The 18,056-nt window shown below is 44.4% G+C and carries 16 protein-coding genes; 13 read left to right on the forward strand and 3 right to left on the reverse strand.

From position 1 onward, the window contains the following. Positions 1-39: 39 nt before the first annotated feature. From pulA to MHI14_RS07090, 5 genes are all read left to right on the forward strand, one after another. Complete coding sequence (gene pulA, locus MHI14_RS07070; protein ID WP_341130067.1) at positions 40-2,916, forward strand: type I pullulanase; 2,877 nt, start codon at positions 40-42, stop codon at positions 2,914-2,916. A gap of 279 nt (positions 2,917-3,195) precedes the next feature. Then, the gene (locus tag MHI14_RS07075; protein WP_289390166.1) at positions 3,196-3,825 is read left to right on the forward strand and encodes a 50S ribosomal protein L25; all 630 of its coding nucleotides are present in this window, start codon (positions 3,196-3,198) and stop codon (positions 3,823-3,825) included. A gap of 157 nt (positions 3,826-3,982) precedes the next feature. Continuing rightward, the gene (locus tag MHI14_RS07080) at positions 3,983-4,504 is read left to right on the forward strand and encodes a hypothetical protein (protein ID WP_341130068.1); all 522 of its coding nucleotides are present in this window, start codon (positions 3,983-3,985) and stop codon (positions 4,502-4,504) included. A 272-nt stretch (positions 4,505-4,776) separates the two neighbouring features. Further along, the gene (locus tag MHI14_RS07085) at positions 4,777-5,754 is read left to right on the forward strand and encodes a helix-turn-helix transcriptional regulator (protein ID WP_091027748.1); all 978 of its coding nucleotides are present in this window, start codon (positions 4,777-4,779) and stop codon (positions 5,752-5,754) included. A gap of 34 nt (positions 5,755-5,788) precedes the next feature. After that, complete coding sequence (locus MHI14_RS07090; protein ID WP_289390164.1) at positions 5,789-6,151, forward strand: HIRAN domain-containing protein; 363 nt, start codon at positions 5,789-5,791, stop codon at positions 6,149-6,151. Positions 6,152-6,172: 21 nt separating this feature from the next. Here the strand turns inward: MHI14_RS07090 and MHI14_RS07095 are convergent, their stop codons facing one another. Beyond that, positions 6,173-7,276 (reverse strand): glycosyltransferase family 4 protein, encoded by a 1,104-nt coding sequence (locus tag MHI14_RS07095; RefSeq protein WP_341130069.1) that lies wholly within the window; start codon positions 7,274-7,276, stop codon positions 6,173-6,175. 215 nt (positions 7,277-7,491) lie between these two features. Between MHI14_RS07095 and MHI14_RS07100 the strand changes: the two genes are divergently transcribed. The 6 genes from MHI14_RS07100 to msrA all read left to right on the forward strand — a co-directional run bounded on the left by MHI14_RS07100 (position 7,492) and on the right by msrA (position 13,627). Further along, positions 7,492-7,803, forward strand: a complete 312-nt coding sequence (locus MHI14_RS07100; protein WP_165980254.1) for a DUF3817 domain-containing protein — start codon at positions 7,492-7,494, stop codon at positions 7,801-7,803. 277 nt (positions 7,804-8,080) lie between these two features. Continuing rightward, positions 8,081-8,899, forward strand: a complete 819-nt coding sequence (locus MHI14_RS07105) for a TerC family protein (protein ID WP_133385850.1) — start codon at positions 8,081-8,083, stop codon at positions 8,897-8,899. Between the two features lie 502 nt (positions 8,900-9,401). After that, positions 9,402-10,865, forward strand: a complete 1,464-nt coding sequence (locus MHI14_RS07110; RefSeq protein ID WP_240768083.1) for an RtcB family protein — start codon at positions 9,402-9,404, stop codon at positions 10,863-10,865. Continuing rightward, entirely contained in the window at positions 10,865-12,169 is a 1,305-nt protein-coding gene (locus MHI14_RS07115; RefSeq protein WP_133385849.1) for an ATP-binding protein, read from the forward strand. The genes MHI14_RS07110 and MHI14_RS07115 overlap by 1 nt, the downstream gene beginning before the upstream one ends. 308 nt (positions 12,170-12,477) lie before the next feature. Further along, on the forward strand, positions 12,478-12,735 hold the full coding sequence (locus tag MHI14_RS07120) for a GlsB/YeaQ/YmgE family stress response membrane protein (protein WP_062835823.1): 258 nt from the start codon (positions 12,478-12,480) through the stop codon (positions 12,733-12,735). A 376-nt stretch (positions 12,736-13,111) separates the two neighbouring features. Next, positions 13,112-13,627 (forward strand): peptide-methionine (S)-S-oxide reductase MsrA, encoded by a 516-nt coding sequence (msrA, locus tag MHI14_RS07125; RefSeq protein ID WP_133385848.1) that lies wholly within the window; start codon positions 13,112-13,114, stop codon positions 13,625-13,627. A gap of 125 nt (positions 13,628-13,752) precedes the next feature. Here the strand turns inward: msrA and MHI14_RS07130 are convergent, their stop codons facing one another. Beyond that, positions 13,753-15,015: a hypothetical protein gene (locus tag MHI14_RS07130; protein ID WP_341130070.1), complete on the reverse strand. Its 1,263-nt coding sequence runs from the start codon at positions 15,013-15,015 to the stop codon at positions 13,753-13,755. A gap of 270 nt (positions 15,016-15,285) precedes the next feature. On the opposite strand from MHI14_RS07130, the gene MHI14_RS07135 reads away from it, so the two are divergent. Beyond that, a complete protein-coding gene (locus tag MHI14_RS07135) occupies positions 15,286-15,882 on the forward strand; it encodes a restriction endonuclease (protein ID WP_341130071.1) in 597 nt (198 codons plus the stop codon). 210 nt (positions 15,883-16,092) lie between these two features. On the opposite strand, the gene MHI14_RS07140 is transcribed toward MHI14_RS07135, so the two are convergent. Next, positions 16,093-16,560 carry a MerR family transcriptional regulator gene (locus MHI14_RS07140; protein ID WP_133385844.1) on the reverse strand — a complete coding sequence of 156 codons (468 nt, stop codon included), beginning with the start codon at positions 16,558-16,560 and terminating at the stop codon, positions 16,093-16,095. A gap of 225 nt (positions 16,561-16,785) precedes the next feature. On the opposite strand from MHI14_RS07140, the gene MHI14_RS07145 reads away from it, so the two are divergent. After that, positions 16,786-17,904 (forward strand): NADH-dependent flavin oxidoreductase, encoded by a 1,119-nt coding sequence (locus tag MHI14_RS07145; protein ID WP_133385843.1) that lies wholly within the window; start codon positions 16,786-16,788, stop codon positions 17,902-17,904. Positions 17,905-18,056 lie beyond the last annotated feature (152 nt).

Consider the following 18,056-nt stretch of genomic DNA (forward strand, 5'->3'; position numbering starts at 1 on the left):
GACAACACGAAAACAATGGATATAAAGGCGGTGGGAACGATGCCGGAATGGACTTCTTTTCGTTACGAAGGCAACGATCTTGGCTTAACATATACTCGTGCTGCAAGTACTTTTAAATTGTGGGCACCTACGGCACAACAGGTTTATATATTGATTTTTGACGATGAAGGGCATTACAACGATACTGGTAAAGTACAAGATCATGAAAATGGGCAGGAACATACTCTGACGCGCGATGCGGACGGAATATGGAGTCTGAAGCTCAGCGGCGATTGGGCAGGACATTATTATATGTACCGCATTATCCATGATGAGCAGCGGATTGAAGTGGTTGTTGATCCTTATGCCAGAGCGGTAACGGCTAATGGGCAACGAACGGCTATTATAGATCCGGAGACCACCAATCCGGTTGATTGGGACCTGGATGTCAAACCTGCTTTTCTGCGTCCTGTCGATGCCGTGTTATATGAGTTGCATGTCCGTGATTTCTCCTCGGATCCACATGCAGATATTCCGTATAAGGGAAAATATCTGGCATTCACGGCATCTGGACTGACGGATAGAGCTGGCAATAGCATTGGGGTAGACCATCTTGCCGAACTGGGAGTCACTCATGTACATCTTCTGCCTGTGGCAGATTATCAGACGGTGAATGAACTCGCTACAGCAGATGTGGGTTCAAATGTCAGAGCACCATACAACTGGGGGTATGATCCCCAGCATTATAACGTTCCCGAAGGTTCGTATGCGACAGATCCTCGTGATCCTACAGTTCGAATTCGGGAGCTCAAATCACTCGTTCAATCGCTGCACAGACAAGGCATTCGCGTTGTACTTGATGTTGTCTATAATCACACGTATAGCGTCGAAGAGGGACCTTTTGAACGGATTGTACCAAATTATTATTACCGTTATCGGGAGGATGGCACCCTCAGTAATGGTTCTGGTGTAGGCAATGAATTGGCGACAGAACGTCCAATGGTGCGAAAATATATTTTGGATTCTCTCCGATATTGGGCAGAAGAATATCATGTGGACGGATTTCGATTTGACCTCATGGCCCTGATTGATACGGAAACGATGAATGAATTGACACGCGAATTGAGGGAGCAGATCGATCCGGCGTTTCTGATCTATGGGGAACCCTGGATGGGTGGAGACTCACCTTTGGACCGCAAAACATTAAAAGGAACCCAGCGAGGTCAGGGATTTGCTGTATTTAATGATCATTTTCGCAGTGCAATCAAGGGCGATAGTGATGGCAGTGGCAGAGGGTTTGTCACGGGTGCCGGAGGGCAGGAATATGAGCTTATTAGGGGATTAGCGGGAGGACTGGATGATTTCACATCTTCACCTGTGGAAGTTGTCAATTATGTGACTGCCCATGACAATCTCAATCTGTGGGATAAAATTGCAACAACGATGAACCTTAGGCATGAATTAGGATTTCCCGTATGGAAGGACGGACAGCCCGTAGGTGGTGGGAGTGCTGAGTCCGCTGTAAAAGCAGCAGATCCTTATCGGTATGTGGATGCAGATGATGTTTTGAATCATGAGATGGTTCGTCGCTCTTTACTGTCTTCCGGGATTCTGCTTACTTCTCAGGGAATTCCGTTTCTGCATTCAGGGGATGAGATGCTCAGATCCAAAGCCGGTGATCATAACAGTTATCGGAGCGGGGATGCGGTGAACGCCATCACATGGGCCAACAAATCACGGTTCAGACCGGTGTTCGACTACTATCGTGGTCTTATTCATTTGCGGAGAACACATCCCGCTTTTCGTATGATTGATGCTGAACAGGTACGAAATCACCTTCGTGTTATTCGTGCGGATGGCAATGTAGTTGCCTTTATACTTCAGGATGGTGCGAATCAGGACACCTGGAATCAGATTATGGTCATCTATAACGGAACGGAACATGCGCAGCATGTCGACCTGGGGGAAGGGGACTGGCATGTTGTAGTCAATGATCATCAGGCAGGCACAGATTTGATCGAGACTGTTCGTGGTACTGTTCAGGTAGAACGATGGTCTTTAATGGTACTGTATGACACAGAGCATGCTGGAGGCGCTGAACCATCAACAGTGGAGATTAGTTTTCCTCGCCAGGTATATAGTCCGAAGGAGACCACTCAACTGCGAGCGATTGTAAGGGACAGCATTGGCAATGTGGTGGAAAAAGCTCCAGTTACCTGGACTTCTTCTGATCCGGATATTATTCAGATCCAGCCTGATGGAACAATCCATGCACTGGAACGGGGGGAAGCTTCGATTACAGTCCACTGTGGGGACATAACGGCAAGCTGTATGTTACAAGTGGATTATCGTCATGCTGAACGAATCGAAATTGTGGGCGAACCTGTCATGTACATGACTCGAATCAGTCGCTTCCGTGCTTTGGTTCTGGATCAATTTGGTCAGCCGCTTCAGGATTCAAATATACGCTGGAGCTCTTCTCATCCAGAACTTGCAGCGGTGAGTGCAGCAGGGATCGTACGTGCGATGACACCTGGGGTAACCCATATTATTGCTGAAGCTGGAGGAATCCGGGCAACGCTTGGTGTAACGATTCATAAACAGATTTCGCGAACCGTCACGCTTCGATACGAACGGGAAGACCAGCATTATGAAGGTTGGGATGTCTGGGTATGGGGCACAGGTATGGAGGATGGAGCAGTACGGCTGGAACAAGTCGGAAATGCCGCCGAAGCCCGCTTCCGCGTTGCTCCGGGTCTGCATCACCTGGGACTGATCATTCGATTGAACGAATGGGAAGCTAAAGATACGTGCGGAGACCGTTACGTGGACATTGTACCTGAAGACGGGGATGTGCACATTATTGTCCGTAGCGGATCAGACGAGATGCAGATCATTCGTGAAATTGAAAATACAGAGGATCGTAATAGCGCATAGTTTCTTTATTTATAACGTCGAATGTAGTTCGTCAAAACCTTGTTATACCAGCAGTTGGAAGAGATTCCGACTGCTTTTTTGGTCTGATTATAAGCCGCATAACTTGCCAAAAAATAATTAATTGTCCTGTTTCGTGTTTGAGATCCTCTATCATTGGGGTAAATATAGATATGGCCCACGATTTGGCCAAAGGAAAAAAGACCATCATGGTCTATGAGATAAGCTCAGCGCTTTCCAACAAATATAATGTAGTGATCCCTTGAAGGAGGATGTTCAATCATGAAATCCAACGGAAAAATGGCTCAACTTACAGCAACGCCAAGAACGGAAAAGAAAGGTGCAGCACTGCGCCTGTTAAGACAAGGCGGACGAGTTCCTGCAGTCGTTTACGGCCCAGGACTTGAAGGTGCTTCAATACATGTAGATGAAAAAGAGATGCTGAAAGTGGCGCGCACAGGCCGCTCCGAAATGTTCAACCTGAATGTGGAGGGCGGTAAAACGGTTCCGGTGCTGATCAAGGATCAGCAAGAGCGTAACGGACGTTTGCTGCATGTGGACTTTCTGCAAATTTCCAAGAACAAGCCAATCAGCGTAAGTGTAACGATCGACTTCCAGGGTACAGCGGCCGGCTCGAAAGCTGGCGGTGTGTTCCAGACACAGGAGACACAGCTGGAAGTAGAAGGATTGCCTGCGGATCTGCCAACGTCCATTGAGGTGGATGTCAGCGGATTGGATATTGGCGATCGCTTGACTGCTGCGGATATCAAACTGGACAAAGGTTTGACACTCATAACATCACCTGAGTCCATCATCGCTTCCGTCATGCCGCCACAAGCCGCTGAGGAAGAGCCAACAGCTTCTGCTGAGGAAGCTGAACCGGCAGCTGAAGAAAAAGCTACTGAAGAATAAGCGAAGCTCAGGGATCTCATCAGATCCCATGCTTAGCCGAAGCCCAGTCCTAGTGACTGGGCTTTTAAATTTCCAGGACAAGAGATTTTGCTAATCGCATGAAAAATGAGAATGTACTACAATACATGTTAAAGGGTAAGAAAGTAGGTTTATTTCAATGTTTGATCCAACGGTGTATGACAATCTGAAAGTCGGGTTTGAGAATTATCTCTATGATATGGATAACCTGGACGAACGTATTCAGATTACAGGGCGTAAAGATCGCCTGGAGATGGCAGTGATGTCCAGAGAGTTCACATTACAATTCTGTCTCAGGGATCGCCCGGAAGTAACAGGGGAAGTTGTATTAAGCAGTTCCCTTGAGGAGCTTGCAGCGGAGATCCTGGAGACGCCTGGTGCGAATCCGGGTTGCCGTTTGGAACTACGGTTTAGTATGGTTGTGAAGGAACCTGAGAAGCAGTGCCCGGTTATTCGTCCGATATTACAGAAGAGCTGGCCTGAGCAGAGGATGTGCCAGAACATCCGATATATATTTGATGAACAGCCAATCATGTATAACGTCACGGCTCACGTTTATTTTGACCGCAGTGTGAATGAAGACCAGATGGGGGACATTCCTGAACTCTGTGAGCATATGGCAAATGTGATGGATCAATTATTACAGTTACATAACCAGTAATTCCGAGAAAAGCCTTGTCTCTTTGTAGAGATCAGGGCTTTTTTTGTATTATTTTTAGAAAATTGTATAGGCTTTCAGGCTTAGGTTTAAGGGCTTTTGGGTTAATGTTTTACGCAAGCAAGTAAGAGAATGTATATTAAAAGGGGGTAAGAGTGCAATTGGACTATACAAAAATGGTGAAATTGCGAAAATGATATTGGGACTAAAGATTTAGTTCTGTACTAAAGGAACTAGTTTTCCTTGCCGATAAAATATCGAAGGGGAGAAACTACATGACAGAGAAATTAATTCGTCTGCTGCGTATACTTCAGGCTATACAAGCAAATCCTGGAATTTCGGCCAAGGAGTTGGCGCTGAAATGCGGTACGACTGTACGCACGATTTATCGTGATCTCCGGATTTTGGATAGGGTCGCCCCGATTATGAATGAAGGATACGGCAAGGGTTACCGATTTATTGGTGAGTTTGCGATGTATCCATTAGATTTTACTGAACAGGAAGCGATGGTCTTCTCCATGCTTCCGTCCGTAGTTGATACCTCCAAGTTACCTGCTGAGTTTGATTCAGCGTTTGACAAGGTCATGTCGGCTCATACCAAATTAAAATCAAGAAACAGTGACATTGTAGAGAATATTGCGGGAATTATTCGGATGGGCACGCCAGCTTATCGCGAGGAAGGAAAAGACCCTAATTTGCTGATTCCCATTATTGAATCTATTCTAAGCCAGCAAACCATTCGTACTCAATATCATACGCTGACAAGAAATGAGATCACAGTCCGGGATATCGATCCCTATTATCTCATTCCACGTGATCAACGTTTTTATTTGATCGGATACTGCCATTTGCTGCAAAAAGTTCGATTGTTTCGAATTAGCCGTTTTTTGGATGTGACACGAACAAATGCCGGTTTCGACAAGGGTGATTTCAACATAACACAGTACATGAAGAACACATGGTCTATTGACCCTGGCGACGAAAATATCCATTTCAAGGTAAGATTCTCTGAGAAAGTGGCCCCCTACATAAAAGAAGAAGAAATGTTTGTTCGCCCGCGAATGACGAATATGTCGGATGGGGGATTGTTATTTGAAGTGACACTGAATAGCAGCAGAGAATTTTTGAAATGGTTGTATCAATTTGGGCCCGAGGCAGAGGTACTTGAACCTCGTGAGTTTCGTAGAGAGATACGCAGGCAACTTGTCGAGTGGTTGGAACGTTATGAAACCGATATATCTTTAAAATTTTAATCATGGAGAAATACAGGAAAAGGGAGCAGGTAATATGAGCACCAAATTATTCGCAGCTATGTATGGGATGGACCACTACCATGGAGTACAGGTTTTACAAGTGGGGGATACCGTGTATCTCGTCAAAGATCCAGATAATCGTTTGGATCATCAAGCGATTAAGGTTGTTATTCCCCCGATCGGAGCCGTAGGTTATATCGTTAATGATCCACTTGTCGTACCTCATGGATGTTGGACCGGGACGGCATTCTACGATGTATTTCATCAACTCACGTGTGCCAAAGTACGATTCATGATGAGAGATATGGTTATTATGGAGTTAATTGAGATGAGTCACATTCCTGTTCCGCAGATGGATTCTTTGATTAAGGGATGGCAATTTCGTGAAAAAGCTTGATCATCCTAACAGAAGAAAGGCTCATTTACGGATGAGCCTGGTATAGGTCGCTTCCAGATGCATGGCTGTTCTTGCCCAACTGAAGTGTGCCCTTGCGCTGTCTCGGCCAGCCTTCCCTAACATCTCGGCAAAAGTGGGGTTGCTTGCAAGTTTGTATAGGTAAGAGGTGAAACGTTGGGGACGCTTATAAGCGGTGACAAGGTATCCATTGATACCTGATTCAATAATCTCACGAATACCTCCGTTATCCGAAGCAATGACGGGTAATCCTGAAGCCATCGCCTCAACATTAACCAGGCCAAAAGCTTCATGTTCTTGAGACGGACAGACCAGACAATCGACTGCCCGATACAATTGATCGATATGCTCATGGTTTATCTGACCACGGAAGGAAACATGGACTTTTTGTTTTTGGGCAAGTTCGCGAAGTTTACGCATGTAATACGGAGGACCTTTGCCTGCAACAACCAGTTGAACAGGCATCTGTTGCTGAAGGAGAGCAGTTGCACGAATTAATACGTCTACACCTTTTCCAGGGATCAGCCTGCCGACATACAGAATAGAGAAAGGTTTAGTTACTCCAAATTGTGTACGCAGATGAATCTGTTCTTCGCTGGATTCAACAGGCCTGAAGCGGCTTAGATCTGCACCCAGTGGAACAACACTCATCCGGTGTTTTACCAACGGAAATCTGCGGCCTAACCTTTGTCGCAGGGAATGACTGTTGACGGCAATCCAATCAGCTTTTTTCATTAATGTGAGTTTGGAAGGTCCGGGCTGAGCAAACGTTAATGAGTGAAGATAGAGTACAACAGGGGTGCGTGGAAAGGCTCGTTTGATGGTCGCCATACTTCGTGGCCTGTTATCCACTTGAATTACATCATAGGGTTGTTGGGATAACAAACGTATGACTGCTTTGGTGTACATGACAGGACTCGACGCAGGGACACGTTGAATGGTGATCCCATCGATCTGTTCTGTGGCGGCGAGACCTTGCATTTGACGACTTATAATGGTTACCTGATGGCGATGGGCTAGTTCACGAGCGATGCCCAGGATACAGATTTCCACGGAACCATTACCGGGCAAAGGCAATTTCTCGGGTGCAACCATAGCTATTTTCATGATCCGGCTCCTCCTTGTCCGACATCTGTAACAATCTTCGTCAGATATCTTATGAGAAGTTAAAGCATTTGGCTCCTGCGAAATGGTAGATGAACCACCCATATAAGCATGCAGGAATAATCTGCTGCATGGCATTAAGCGAGATATTCAGCTTTTGTGATATACTGTACGAGAACAATTGAATTCGTTACATGTATAAAAGCAGGAGGAAAAAAATGTTACATTCTACGCTGGGGCGCTTCCGGCTGATGTTGTGGTTGCAGGGCATTTCGTACGTGTTGCTACTGTTTGTTGCTTTTCCGTTGAGGGATGCCGGGGTTATGCCGCAGGCTGTCACATGGTTTGGGAATCTGTACGGTTTTTTGTTTTTAATGTACTTGTTATTTATGGTGACTATGTACACCTCACAGAAGTGGCGTCTGCGCCGTCCGATTGCTCTGTTCTTTGTTTCTTTCATTCCACTGGGGAATATGATCTACGATGTTGTCGTATTTCGTAAGCTGTATCGTCAACGAAATAAAGCTTGACTTTATTTAACGTTATGAAATATGATGAGTACAGGTTAAACAACCCGTTCCAACTAAAACTACATATTCCTGTTAAAGGGGAGTAGCTTTTACAGTAAAGTCGTCAATTCGGGATTATATCCCCGGCTTTATTGGCAGCAATTTTGTTGTTAGCGAGACCTTTACCAAGTTTTCATGCTCGGTAAAGGTCTCTTTTTGTGGATATAAAAGGACCTTACCAGTGATGGTAAAGGTCCTTTTTTTTGTACATCATAAGAATATTAAGGAGGAGTCAATGTTGGATGTTTCATTATTATTAGAATATGGGTGGGTGCTTGCTGTCTTAGTGGTCCTTGAAGGATTACTCGCAGCAGATAATGCATTGGTACTCGCAATCATGGTTAAACACTTGCCTGAAGATAAGCGCAAAAAAGCGTTGTTCTATGGTTTGATGGGTGCATTTGTTTTCCGTTTAGGTTCGTTGTTCCTGATCTCTTTCCTCGTCGATGTATGGCAAGTACAAGCGATCGGTGCCCTGTATCTCCTGTATATTTCGATTAACCACATCGTTAAAAAGATACTGGGTAGTCGCAATAAGACAGATGAAGCAGCTGATTCAACGCCTAAGAAACCGAAAAAACAATCTGGTTTCTGGATGACCGTTTTCAAGGTCGAAGTAGCGGATATCGCATTTGCAGTTGATTCCATTCTGGCTGCTGTTGCTTTGGCCGTGGCGTTGCCACCAAGTGGATTGCCTGCAATTGGCGGACTCGACGGTGGACAGTTTATCGTTATCTTCCTCGGTGGATTCATCGGGCTTGTGATCATGCGTTTTGCAGCCTCATACTTTGTGAAATTGCTTCATTCCCGTCCAGGACTTGAAGTTGCGGCATTTGTAATCGTAGGTTGGGTAGGGGTTAAGCTGGCAGTTATTACACTCGCACACCCTTCATTGGGTGTTCTGGATGAGCATTTCCCGGAAAATAAAATTTGGAAATTCGGATTCTATATTGTACTGATCACCATTGCGGTATGTGGCTGGTTCCTGTCTTCCAAAGTTCCTGAAAAAGAAGACGAAAATCCGGTTGATGAGTTGGAAAAACAAGCAGGACTGTAATAATCATGTTACGCTAACAACATCATTATTATTTGGAAAACAGGAGATTGTCCTAGGACAATCTCCTGTTTTTGTTTACATATGCAATATGCAACATGGTCCAATTTCCAAGAAAAGGGTTGACACATGAATTCTAGTCCCTTTAATATAAGACTAACATTAACGAAGGGAGGCCGAGAGACATGATGCTTGGTTATGATTTGATTCAAACAGGGCGCAACGTAGACACAATAGCATATCCGGCTCATCGTTTCATTGGCCTCATACGGTCGACATAGGGGATAGGCATATCGTTTAGCGGTTTTTATAATCGATATGCGTTCTTCGCTTAAATTATAGCGATGGATGACAGACACACAGCATGTTTATGCTGCTCTGTTCTCCGTTATTGTCATTCAGTAGAAGTCATGGGCGATTAGCCTATGGCTTTTTTTAGTTTTATTTTACAGATGAATCAGCAAACCGAATTTGCTGAACGTACAGGAAGGAATAATACACTTTTATGAATACAGAATTTAATTTATTTACTAATCCAAATGAAATCGCAGGTGGCTACCGGCATGAAGTAAAATTGCCTGCAGGCGACCTAACCGTATATGCGGCGCAACAGCTCTTCTCCTCGCTCGATTACAAGGTGTTCGAGATGGCAAACAATAATCTGCAGATTCCGGGAATCTCTTATATGAGTTACACGCCAGACGTACACGTCGGTGTAGGTACGTGCATTGGAACGACAGCCGTGTGGGATGCGCAGAGCGGATACGTTTCTCCTTCCATTGTTGGCAGTGACATTGGCTGTGGCATGCGAGTGCATATGACAAACTTGCACAAGGACGAATTGAAAGACATCAAGCTCCGCCGTAAACTCGTCAAGGCCATTGAGAAAGTATTGCCGATGGAGGCAAACCAGCGAGGTCATTACTCGGATATAAGACTGGAGCATATTGTTCGTAAAGGGCTGCATGGTTTACCCAAAAAGTATATTCCGGACAGCTATACACCGAAAAAATCAACCTCGATGACACATGTGGAAAGCAGCAAGTTTAGTTACGATGAGGATGTGTTAAACCACGTTCCTGAAATGACGTGGCATCGTTCGCATCGTCAGCTTGGAACACTGGGTGGGGGAAATCATTTTGCCGAGATCCAGGCGATTGAGATCGCTGAAGAGAATCGTGAAATCGCCGAAGCTTGGGGATTGTATGATGGACAGGTCGTGGTCATGATTCATTCCGGCTCTCGTGCATGGGGTGGTTATGTAAGTCAGACGAGTTCGTCAGCGATTGCCAAAGTCATGCAGCGGCTTAACCTGGGTACATCCGATCCCAGACTGGTATTTGCTCCACTGGAGCATGCGGAAGGTCGTCATTATGTGAACATGATGTATTCTGCATTAAATTACGCTGTTGTCAATCGTCATCTGATTGCGTATGCTATTCGCGAAGCATTCCGGGATGTGTTTGGCTCCAAATGTGAATTTCGTACGTTATACGATCTGATGCACAACTATGCCTGGGAGGAATCTCATGTAGACCAAGGCTCCGTTTTTGTGCATCGCAAAGGGGCAACACGTGCGTTGCCGGCAGGTCACCCGGACAATCCAAAGCCTTATCTGGCAACAGGACATCCGGCGCTTATTCCCGGTTCCATGGGAACTGCTTCATATATCATGGTAGGTCAGCCGCAGGGGGCTGATAATTATTATTCAATATGTCACGGTGCGGGTCGCATCCGTTCACGGACGGCAACGAAACGATTGATTAGCGTGGAAGATTTTGCAACGGCACTGGGTGTGGGTACAGAAGATGAGATCGTGGTAAACCAACGCTCACTTGAATCCATTATTGATGAATCACCTCAGGCTTATAAAAATGTAGATGAAATTATAGACAGTGTTACCGGCGCAGGCCTGGCTCAAGTTGTAGCCAAATGCAAACCGCTTGTAGCGGTAAAGGGAGCGAAATAATGACAATAAACGAAAAACAAACAGATCCAACCCAGGCGATCTATACCTATGACGAACAACATGATACCCGAATTCGAGTGGAAGGGTACGCCATCTATTCAAGGCTGATTCGTGGAATCAGTGAGGCGCTCCTCCAGCGCTATGGAGTTGAGTACAAGCTTTATGCCAGTTCTGACCCGAACAATGAATACTGGGAGTTACTCCGGGAAGACTTGCAAAATGGCAGTGACGAAGTGGAATTGGTAGCCCGCATATTCGAGGATTTGGAGCTTCAGACGTTGCATTACGACGATGATGGAGATGTACCCACTTATGGTGTGCATTACTCCATTCGCAATAACGTATTTGCTTATCCGAAATGGGGCGTAGCACTTGTGCGGGTTCCGTTTTTCCGAGAGAACGGGATCTACAGTGAAGACTTTGTCTTTGCCGTCGGTGATGAGGAGATGAAGCAATTTCTGGGAAGTGTCCGGGAACGGGAACGTCAGCAAAATATGAAAAAAGTAACGGTCTACACCGATGCCCGGAATGGTAGCGATCGCCATGTGGAATCCATCACTCGTTCCGTGGGAAGAGAGGATGTTGTTCTCTCGGCACAGATCAAGCAGGATATTTTCCGCTCGCTGGATCAGTTTTTCGAAGCGGATCGTTCTTTTTACCGAGATTATGATATCCCGTACAAACGGGGCATTTTATTGTATGGGCATCCAGGGAATGGTAAGACCACGTTGGTAAAATCCATTGCTGGAAGTATCCCGGGCCCGGCCGCGTATTGGCAGATTACGGAGTATACCAACAGTGAATCGGTGCGTGAAGTGTTCGAGGCTGCCAAGCGGTTGGCACCGATGGTACTGATCATTGAGGACATCGATTCGATGCCGGATGAAGTCCGTTCCTTTTTCTTGAATACACTGGATGGAGCTACGTCAAAAGAAGGCATCTTCCTGATCGGGACAACGAATTATCCGGAGAAAATAGATCCGGGCCTCATGAACCGTGCTGGACGGTTTGACCGAGCTTACGAAATTCCGCTGCCAGATGAAGCGCTGCGCCTGCAATACTTGCGCCAACGAGGCTTCACCGTATTTGCGGGTGAAGAAGGAACAATTGAAGCTGCTCGTCTGACCGACACGTTTTCTCTTGCGCAGCTGGGTGAGTTGTATGTGAGCGTTGCGCTCGAATGGCATCAGAATGGACAGACAGACATTGTAAAAGTCATTCAGTCGATGCGTGGCGAGCTGGATAAGAGCCATAAACATACTTGGCTGGCGCAGCCAGGTAAGGGCCGTGCAGGCTTTTATTGATCAGACCTAACCCATCCATCCTATAATATGACGCAATTTTATAAATAATCCTACCTCAATTGGTGATACTAACCTTGTCTGCTCTAACATACAATGACTTTCGGGAGGTACATAACGCAGCCCTGAGCTGGTGAGATGCCGGAAAGTAACGCGATCTGTTCCATACCTGACTAAGGCTTGTTTTGCAGAGGGAGATGCATGGGGACAAAAGGTAATATGCAAAAATTTTTATGCCAATTGTTTAAATGCTTCTGTAGCGGTTAATAGTAGACAGACAACAACAAAAACTTTAATTAGAGGTGAATGATATGGGTTGGTTATGGTCATTAATTATCGGTGGTATCATTGGATGGTTGGCAGGTTTGATCGTTGGTCGTGACATTCCAGGTGGTGTTATTGGTAACATCATTGCTGGTTTCATCGGTGGATGGTTAGGTGGAGTAATCTTGGGCGATATGGGTCCTGAGATGGGTGGATTCCACATTGTACCTGCATTGATTGGTGCGATCGTTCTTGTAGCCATCGTAAGCTTGATCTTCCGTTCGATGGGACGTAGTCGTGGGTAACTTTATCAAGATAATTTCTTGAATTAGTTGTCAGCTAAATGCATTATCAATGAAGAGGTTGATTGAGAGCCATAACGATGGCTTTCAATCAACCTCTTGTTGTTTTAAAATATATAAAGATATGCGTATTAAGCTATCTATATAAAATGGACTAAACATTTACACGAGAACGTAGAGGACAGAAATAACCTGAAGAAGTGGAGCTAAAAGCTTTCTGCAAGAAAGCTGCTTCGAAAGCATACACTCGCCTTTATCACCAGATTTTCTCCTTGTAAAGCCAAATATAAAAAATCTGGGGATAACAGAGATCAGAAGGTTGTTCTGTCATCGGAGTGGTAAGTGTAAAAGGTAGTTTAGATAAGAGGGGATGAACGGAATGGAAAAAGCTACATTCGCCGGCGGATGTTTCTGGTGTATGGTTACACCGTTTGAAGAACAACCGGGCATTCATGGCATTATATCAGGTTATGCTGGCGGCCACGTCGACAATCCAACATATGAGCAGGTCAAAACCGGGGAGACCGGTCATGTCGAAGTGGTTGAAATTACATTTGATCCAGATGTATTCCCTTATGAACGACTGCTGGAGCTATACTGGCCGCAGATTGATCCCACGGATGACGGAGGTCAGTTCCAGGATCGAGGGACACAGTACCGTACGGCAATCTTTGTGCATAATGAACGTCAACGTGAGCTTGCTGAACAGTCCAAACAGGAACTGGCAGCCAGCGGACGATTCAGTCAACCGATTGTTACGGAAATTCGCGATGCAGCTGTATTCTATCCGGCTGAAGACTATCATCAGGATTACCACAAGAAAAACGAAAAACATTATAAGGAAGACCGTGCGTTATCCGGACGGGACGAATTTATAGACGAGAATTGGAAATAGGATGATTCTATCCTGCCAATGAATAAGCCGGGAGAGCTCCTTTTGGAACTCTCCCGGCTTATTATTAGATCGAGTATTTAGTTCGGTTCATTGGTATACGATAAAGAGCCGGAAAGACTCTTTTGTTATTTTGCAGAATTGGACTTCAGTACATATTTGGACAATGTCTCATTGTTCATGGAATAGATGACATCATCGACATAGGTTGAGACACCTTCTAATGAAGGAACTGAGGCACTGGTCGTGTAGATGTGCACGTCTTCCAGCGTCTGAGGATCAAGAATGTATCCTGTTTTGGAAAAATCAAGCTGATACTGACCATCCTGTGTCTGGTCTACATGCATCAATGCAGGCTGTGCGTCCTTGAACGTACGCTCAGTCACTTTGCCTTTCATCGTGTACAGTTCCAGCTTCTGCCCTGTAAAGACTGTATAACTGTTGCCAGCTGTCTGAATGTAGGCATCACCAGCAATGGCACGTCCCCAAGCAAGCTTGCCATCGGTGCCAAAGCCCATCAGTCGGTTACCGGTGTTTTCGAAATTCGCACGCATAATGATGGAACCATCGTCCAGAATGGCCAGGGATTCACCGCCGCCATCTCCTAATGTATTTGCATTGGCAGGGAATTGGTAGGAGGACAGACGATTCAACGTACGATCATAGATCTCCACTTTGGGATTCGCAGCTTGCTGCCAGAAGTTGCCTACCTTGGTTTGTTTACTGGCATCCACTACAATTCGACCATGATCAGCCTTAAGCACGTTACCGATGATGGTTTTTTCAGTAATCAGCTTGCCCTTTTTGTCATATAACGAGATGGCGGAGCGAACCGAACCATTCGATTGCACGCCCTGACTTGAAGCAACCATCAGCGTATTGTTATCCAATAGGGATATGCTTGCAGGTGAATTCACCGTTTTGACCCAGTTGGTTTTACCAGATGTATTGAATGAGTACAATTTTTTGGTTTTGTCCGAATATTCCATATACACATAAGCTGTACCGTTGCTGGCATATACCGAATCGGAGTAGGTGGTATAAGGACCACTTTTCTCATGGAATATCGTATTCCACTTCAATTGTCCAGTTGTAGCATCGAATGCTTGGAGAGAGTCCAGTTGCCAGTCCAGTGTTGTTTTGCTGCTTGTTTTCGTTACGGGCTGGGAGGCATGTACATATACAAGATTTTTGGATGGCACGGCATGGATTCCCTTGATCAGGACATCTTTTTCCGTATTGGCCTCAGATAACATCAGGGAAGATGACGTCCACGCCGGTTTGGGCATGGATTCGGTAGAGGCAGCGGCGTAACTCGTTGTATTCATGGTGAAGAGGAGCATGCCGCTAAGAATTAGGGCAGCCCATGTTTTGGACTTGTGTTTGGTCAATGTATGCAAGTGATAAACCACCTTTCTTCTTCGGTTCAAAATAGAACCGATTGTTGAATTTTACCATTAAAGTCAAGCTGAATTCAACCGAACACACTGTAACCTTTTATAATTGGTTTGTCGAAATAACCATGTTTGGTGAAGTGTAACAGTTACAGGGAATTCATCTTCTTTCGATGAAGGTGGAAGTCTGATATATTTAGTGCGGTGACAAGCCATATCTGCGTAAGACGTTGGATAGAACATAGGAAATGAACAAGGAGAACAGCTATGAACTGGAGTGAAAATGTGACCCTATGGGTCATAGGAATTATTGTCTTATTACTACTGCTGGCCTGGATTATTCGGCGTGTTATCGGGCGCGGACAACGGATACGAAGTGAAGCCAATCCTCGTAAGATCACAATAAAGGACATCGACAAGATGGAGGATGGTTCGGAATTTGAATTATATCTCTATCATTTATTCGAAGAGCTCGGGTACGATGAGGTGCATAAGACAACGAGCAGCCGGGATTTTGGGGCAGATCTGGTGTTTGTTGATAGACTAGGCAGACGAAGTGTGATACAAGCGAAGCGATATGGTGCGAACCATCCCGTAGGATTGAGTGCAGTGCAGGAGATATATACATCCATGCGTTATTATGAAGCCGACCGGTCAATTGTATTAACGTCCGCTCGTTACACCGAAGCCTGTCGGACGCTTGCAGCAGTTAATGGAGTGAAGCTGCTGGACCGGGAAGACCTGATGGAATTAATTCTGTTATTCAAAGCCAGAAGAGTGGAAGAAGCATTGGAACTGATCGAAGAAGATGATCATGAACCAATCGAGACGTGGCAGTCCCGGCGAAAGCGGCAATCCCGCTAGATTGCATTGTGTTACTGTGCTTTAATGTAGATTTTTTTAATATAATCGAAAGTAGTAATGTAGTTAGGATTAACGTTTTAAACCGTGGAGGCTTCCACAAAAAAACGGATGACTGCGACAGATGCAGATTTTAAAACAATTATAACCAATCGCTAGGTAAATATAGGCGACTGGTTATTTTTCTGGATGGATATTTAGAGCTCCGTTTGTTCATCTGTTAGTTGTAGCATTTCGAATATTTGATTCATCCCCCCTGGTATCGACAATGTTCACCTCGAGACCGTGACATTTAAAATTGTGGTTAGGATTTTTCCTAACCTCATCTTTTTGAAGTTCATACATAGCTAATTTATAATTTATTTCTTCCATATGTTTCAAACTTTCTTCGATTTTCTTTTGTAATTCAATTTTATGTTTCTTTAACATCTCCTCTCTTTCTGAATAGGTGGAGTTCCCCATCTCATAAGATTCCTTGTAGTCTTTAATTTTAGAAAGTGGCATTCCTGTTTCTTTAAGACAAAGAATAAAAGAAATCCAATCGATTTGTTGTTCGGTATAAACTCTATTCCCTTTTTCGTCGCGCGAAATATTCGGTAATATCCCTTGCTCTTCATAAAATCGAAGTGTCTTTGCAGTTATATTATAATTCTCCACCACATATTTCATTGAAAAAAACATCTGATCGCCTCCATAGTTACAGTTACTGTAACTGTTATTTTATCACAATAGAAAATTATTAAAAGTAAATCCTTTTAAATTACGTATCAAATTCCTACTTTACTTCCCCTTAGGTTAACCTGATATTCTTGAGTAGAACTTGTGGTTGGGATGGATGAGATAGGGTTACCTTCATCTGTTCCATACATAAGCACTTAGAAATCAAAATACAAAGGAGAACGTACCATGAGTAAATTTAATAACTTGTTTGAACCCTTTATATTCAATAAAGGGATTACCTTAAAGAATAGAGTGGTTATGTCTCCGATGACGACATGGTCAAGTAATGATGATTACACGATTTCCGATGAGGAAGTTGCATATTATAAAAAAAGAGTGAATGGTGTAGGTTTAGTTATCACGGGCTGTACTCATGTCCTACCCAATGGGATTGGATTTACACATGAATTCGCCGCATATAATGATTCATTTATCCCTAGTCTAAAAAAATTGGCAGATGCTGCTAAGAGTGGAGGAGCTCCAGCAATTCTTCAATTGTTCCATGCTGGAGATAAAGCGATTGCTGAATTAGTTCCTAATGGTGACGTGGTAAGTCCGAGCGGTGTTGCTCTGACTGAAGCAGTATCCCCTAGAGAACTCAAGCATGAAGAAATTCTGGAAATTATACATGCGTTCGGTGAAGCTACAAGACGTGCAATTGAAGCTGGTTTTGATGGTGTTGAACTCCATGGAGCCCACGGTTTTTTACTTCAAAGCTTTTTATCTCCATTCTTCAACAAACGTCAAGACGAATGGGGGGGATCACTGGAAAAACGTCTGAGTTTTCCACTAGCTGTTATTCGAGAGGTGAAAAAAGCTATTGAGAGATATTCGACAAAACCTTTTATTTTAGGTTACCGCATTTCCCCAGAGGAACATCAACAAGATGCCCTTAGAATGAAAGATACTTACGCACTGATTGATAAACTGATTGAAGAAAATGTTGATTATGTTCATGGTTCCTTGGTACAAGCCCTTACGTCAAAACCAAAATATAACCAAGATCACAAAAAAACGTATCTTGAGCTGATTGTTGAACATGCGAATAATCGAATTTCAGTAATTGCAGCGGGTTCTTTGGAAAGCCCAGAGGATGTCTCTGAAAGCTTGGAGAAAGGACTTTCATTAGCGGTAATTGGACGTGTATTAATCTCCGATCCAGAGTGGATTGAAAAAGTTCAACAAGGAAGGGAGGCGGAAATTCAAAACGTGATTAAATCATCTAACGTTAGAGATCTTATGTTGCCAGCGAAATTATGGGGTGTCATACAAAATGCAGGTCCATGGTTTAAAGTTGAACAATAAAGAAGATGAAAGATCAAAAAAGGACGCTAAAAATAGCGGCCTTTTTTGATTTCAAGAACTTTTGTACTAATTTATCCGCTTCAACAAAAAAAGCTTCACCTTCACTTGCGTAGCTGCACATGATATATTGAGTGTATATCAACCAAAGGAGT

The organism is Paenibacillus sp. FSL K6-2393 (assembly GCF_038002545.1).
Classification (GTDB): Bacteria; Bacillota; Bacilli; order Paenibacillales; family Paenibacillaceae; genus Paenibacillus.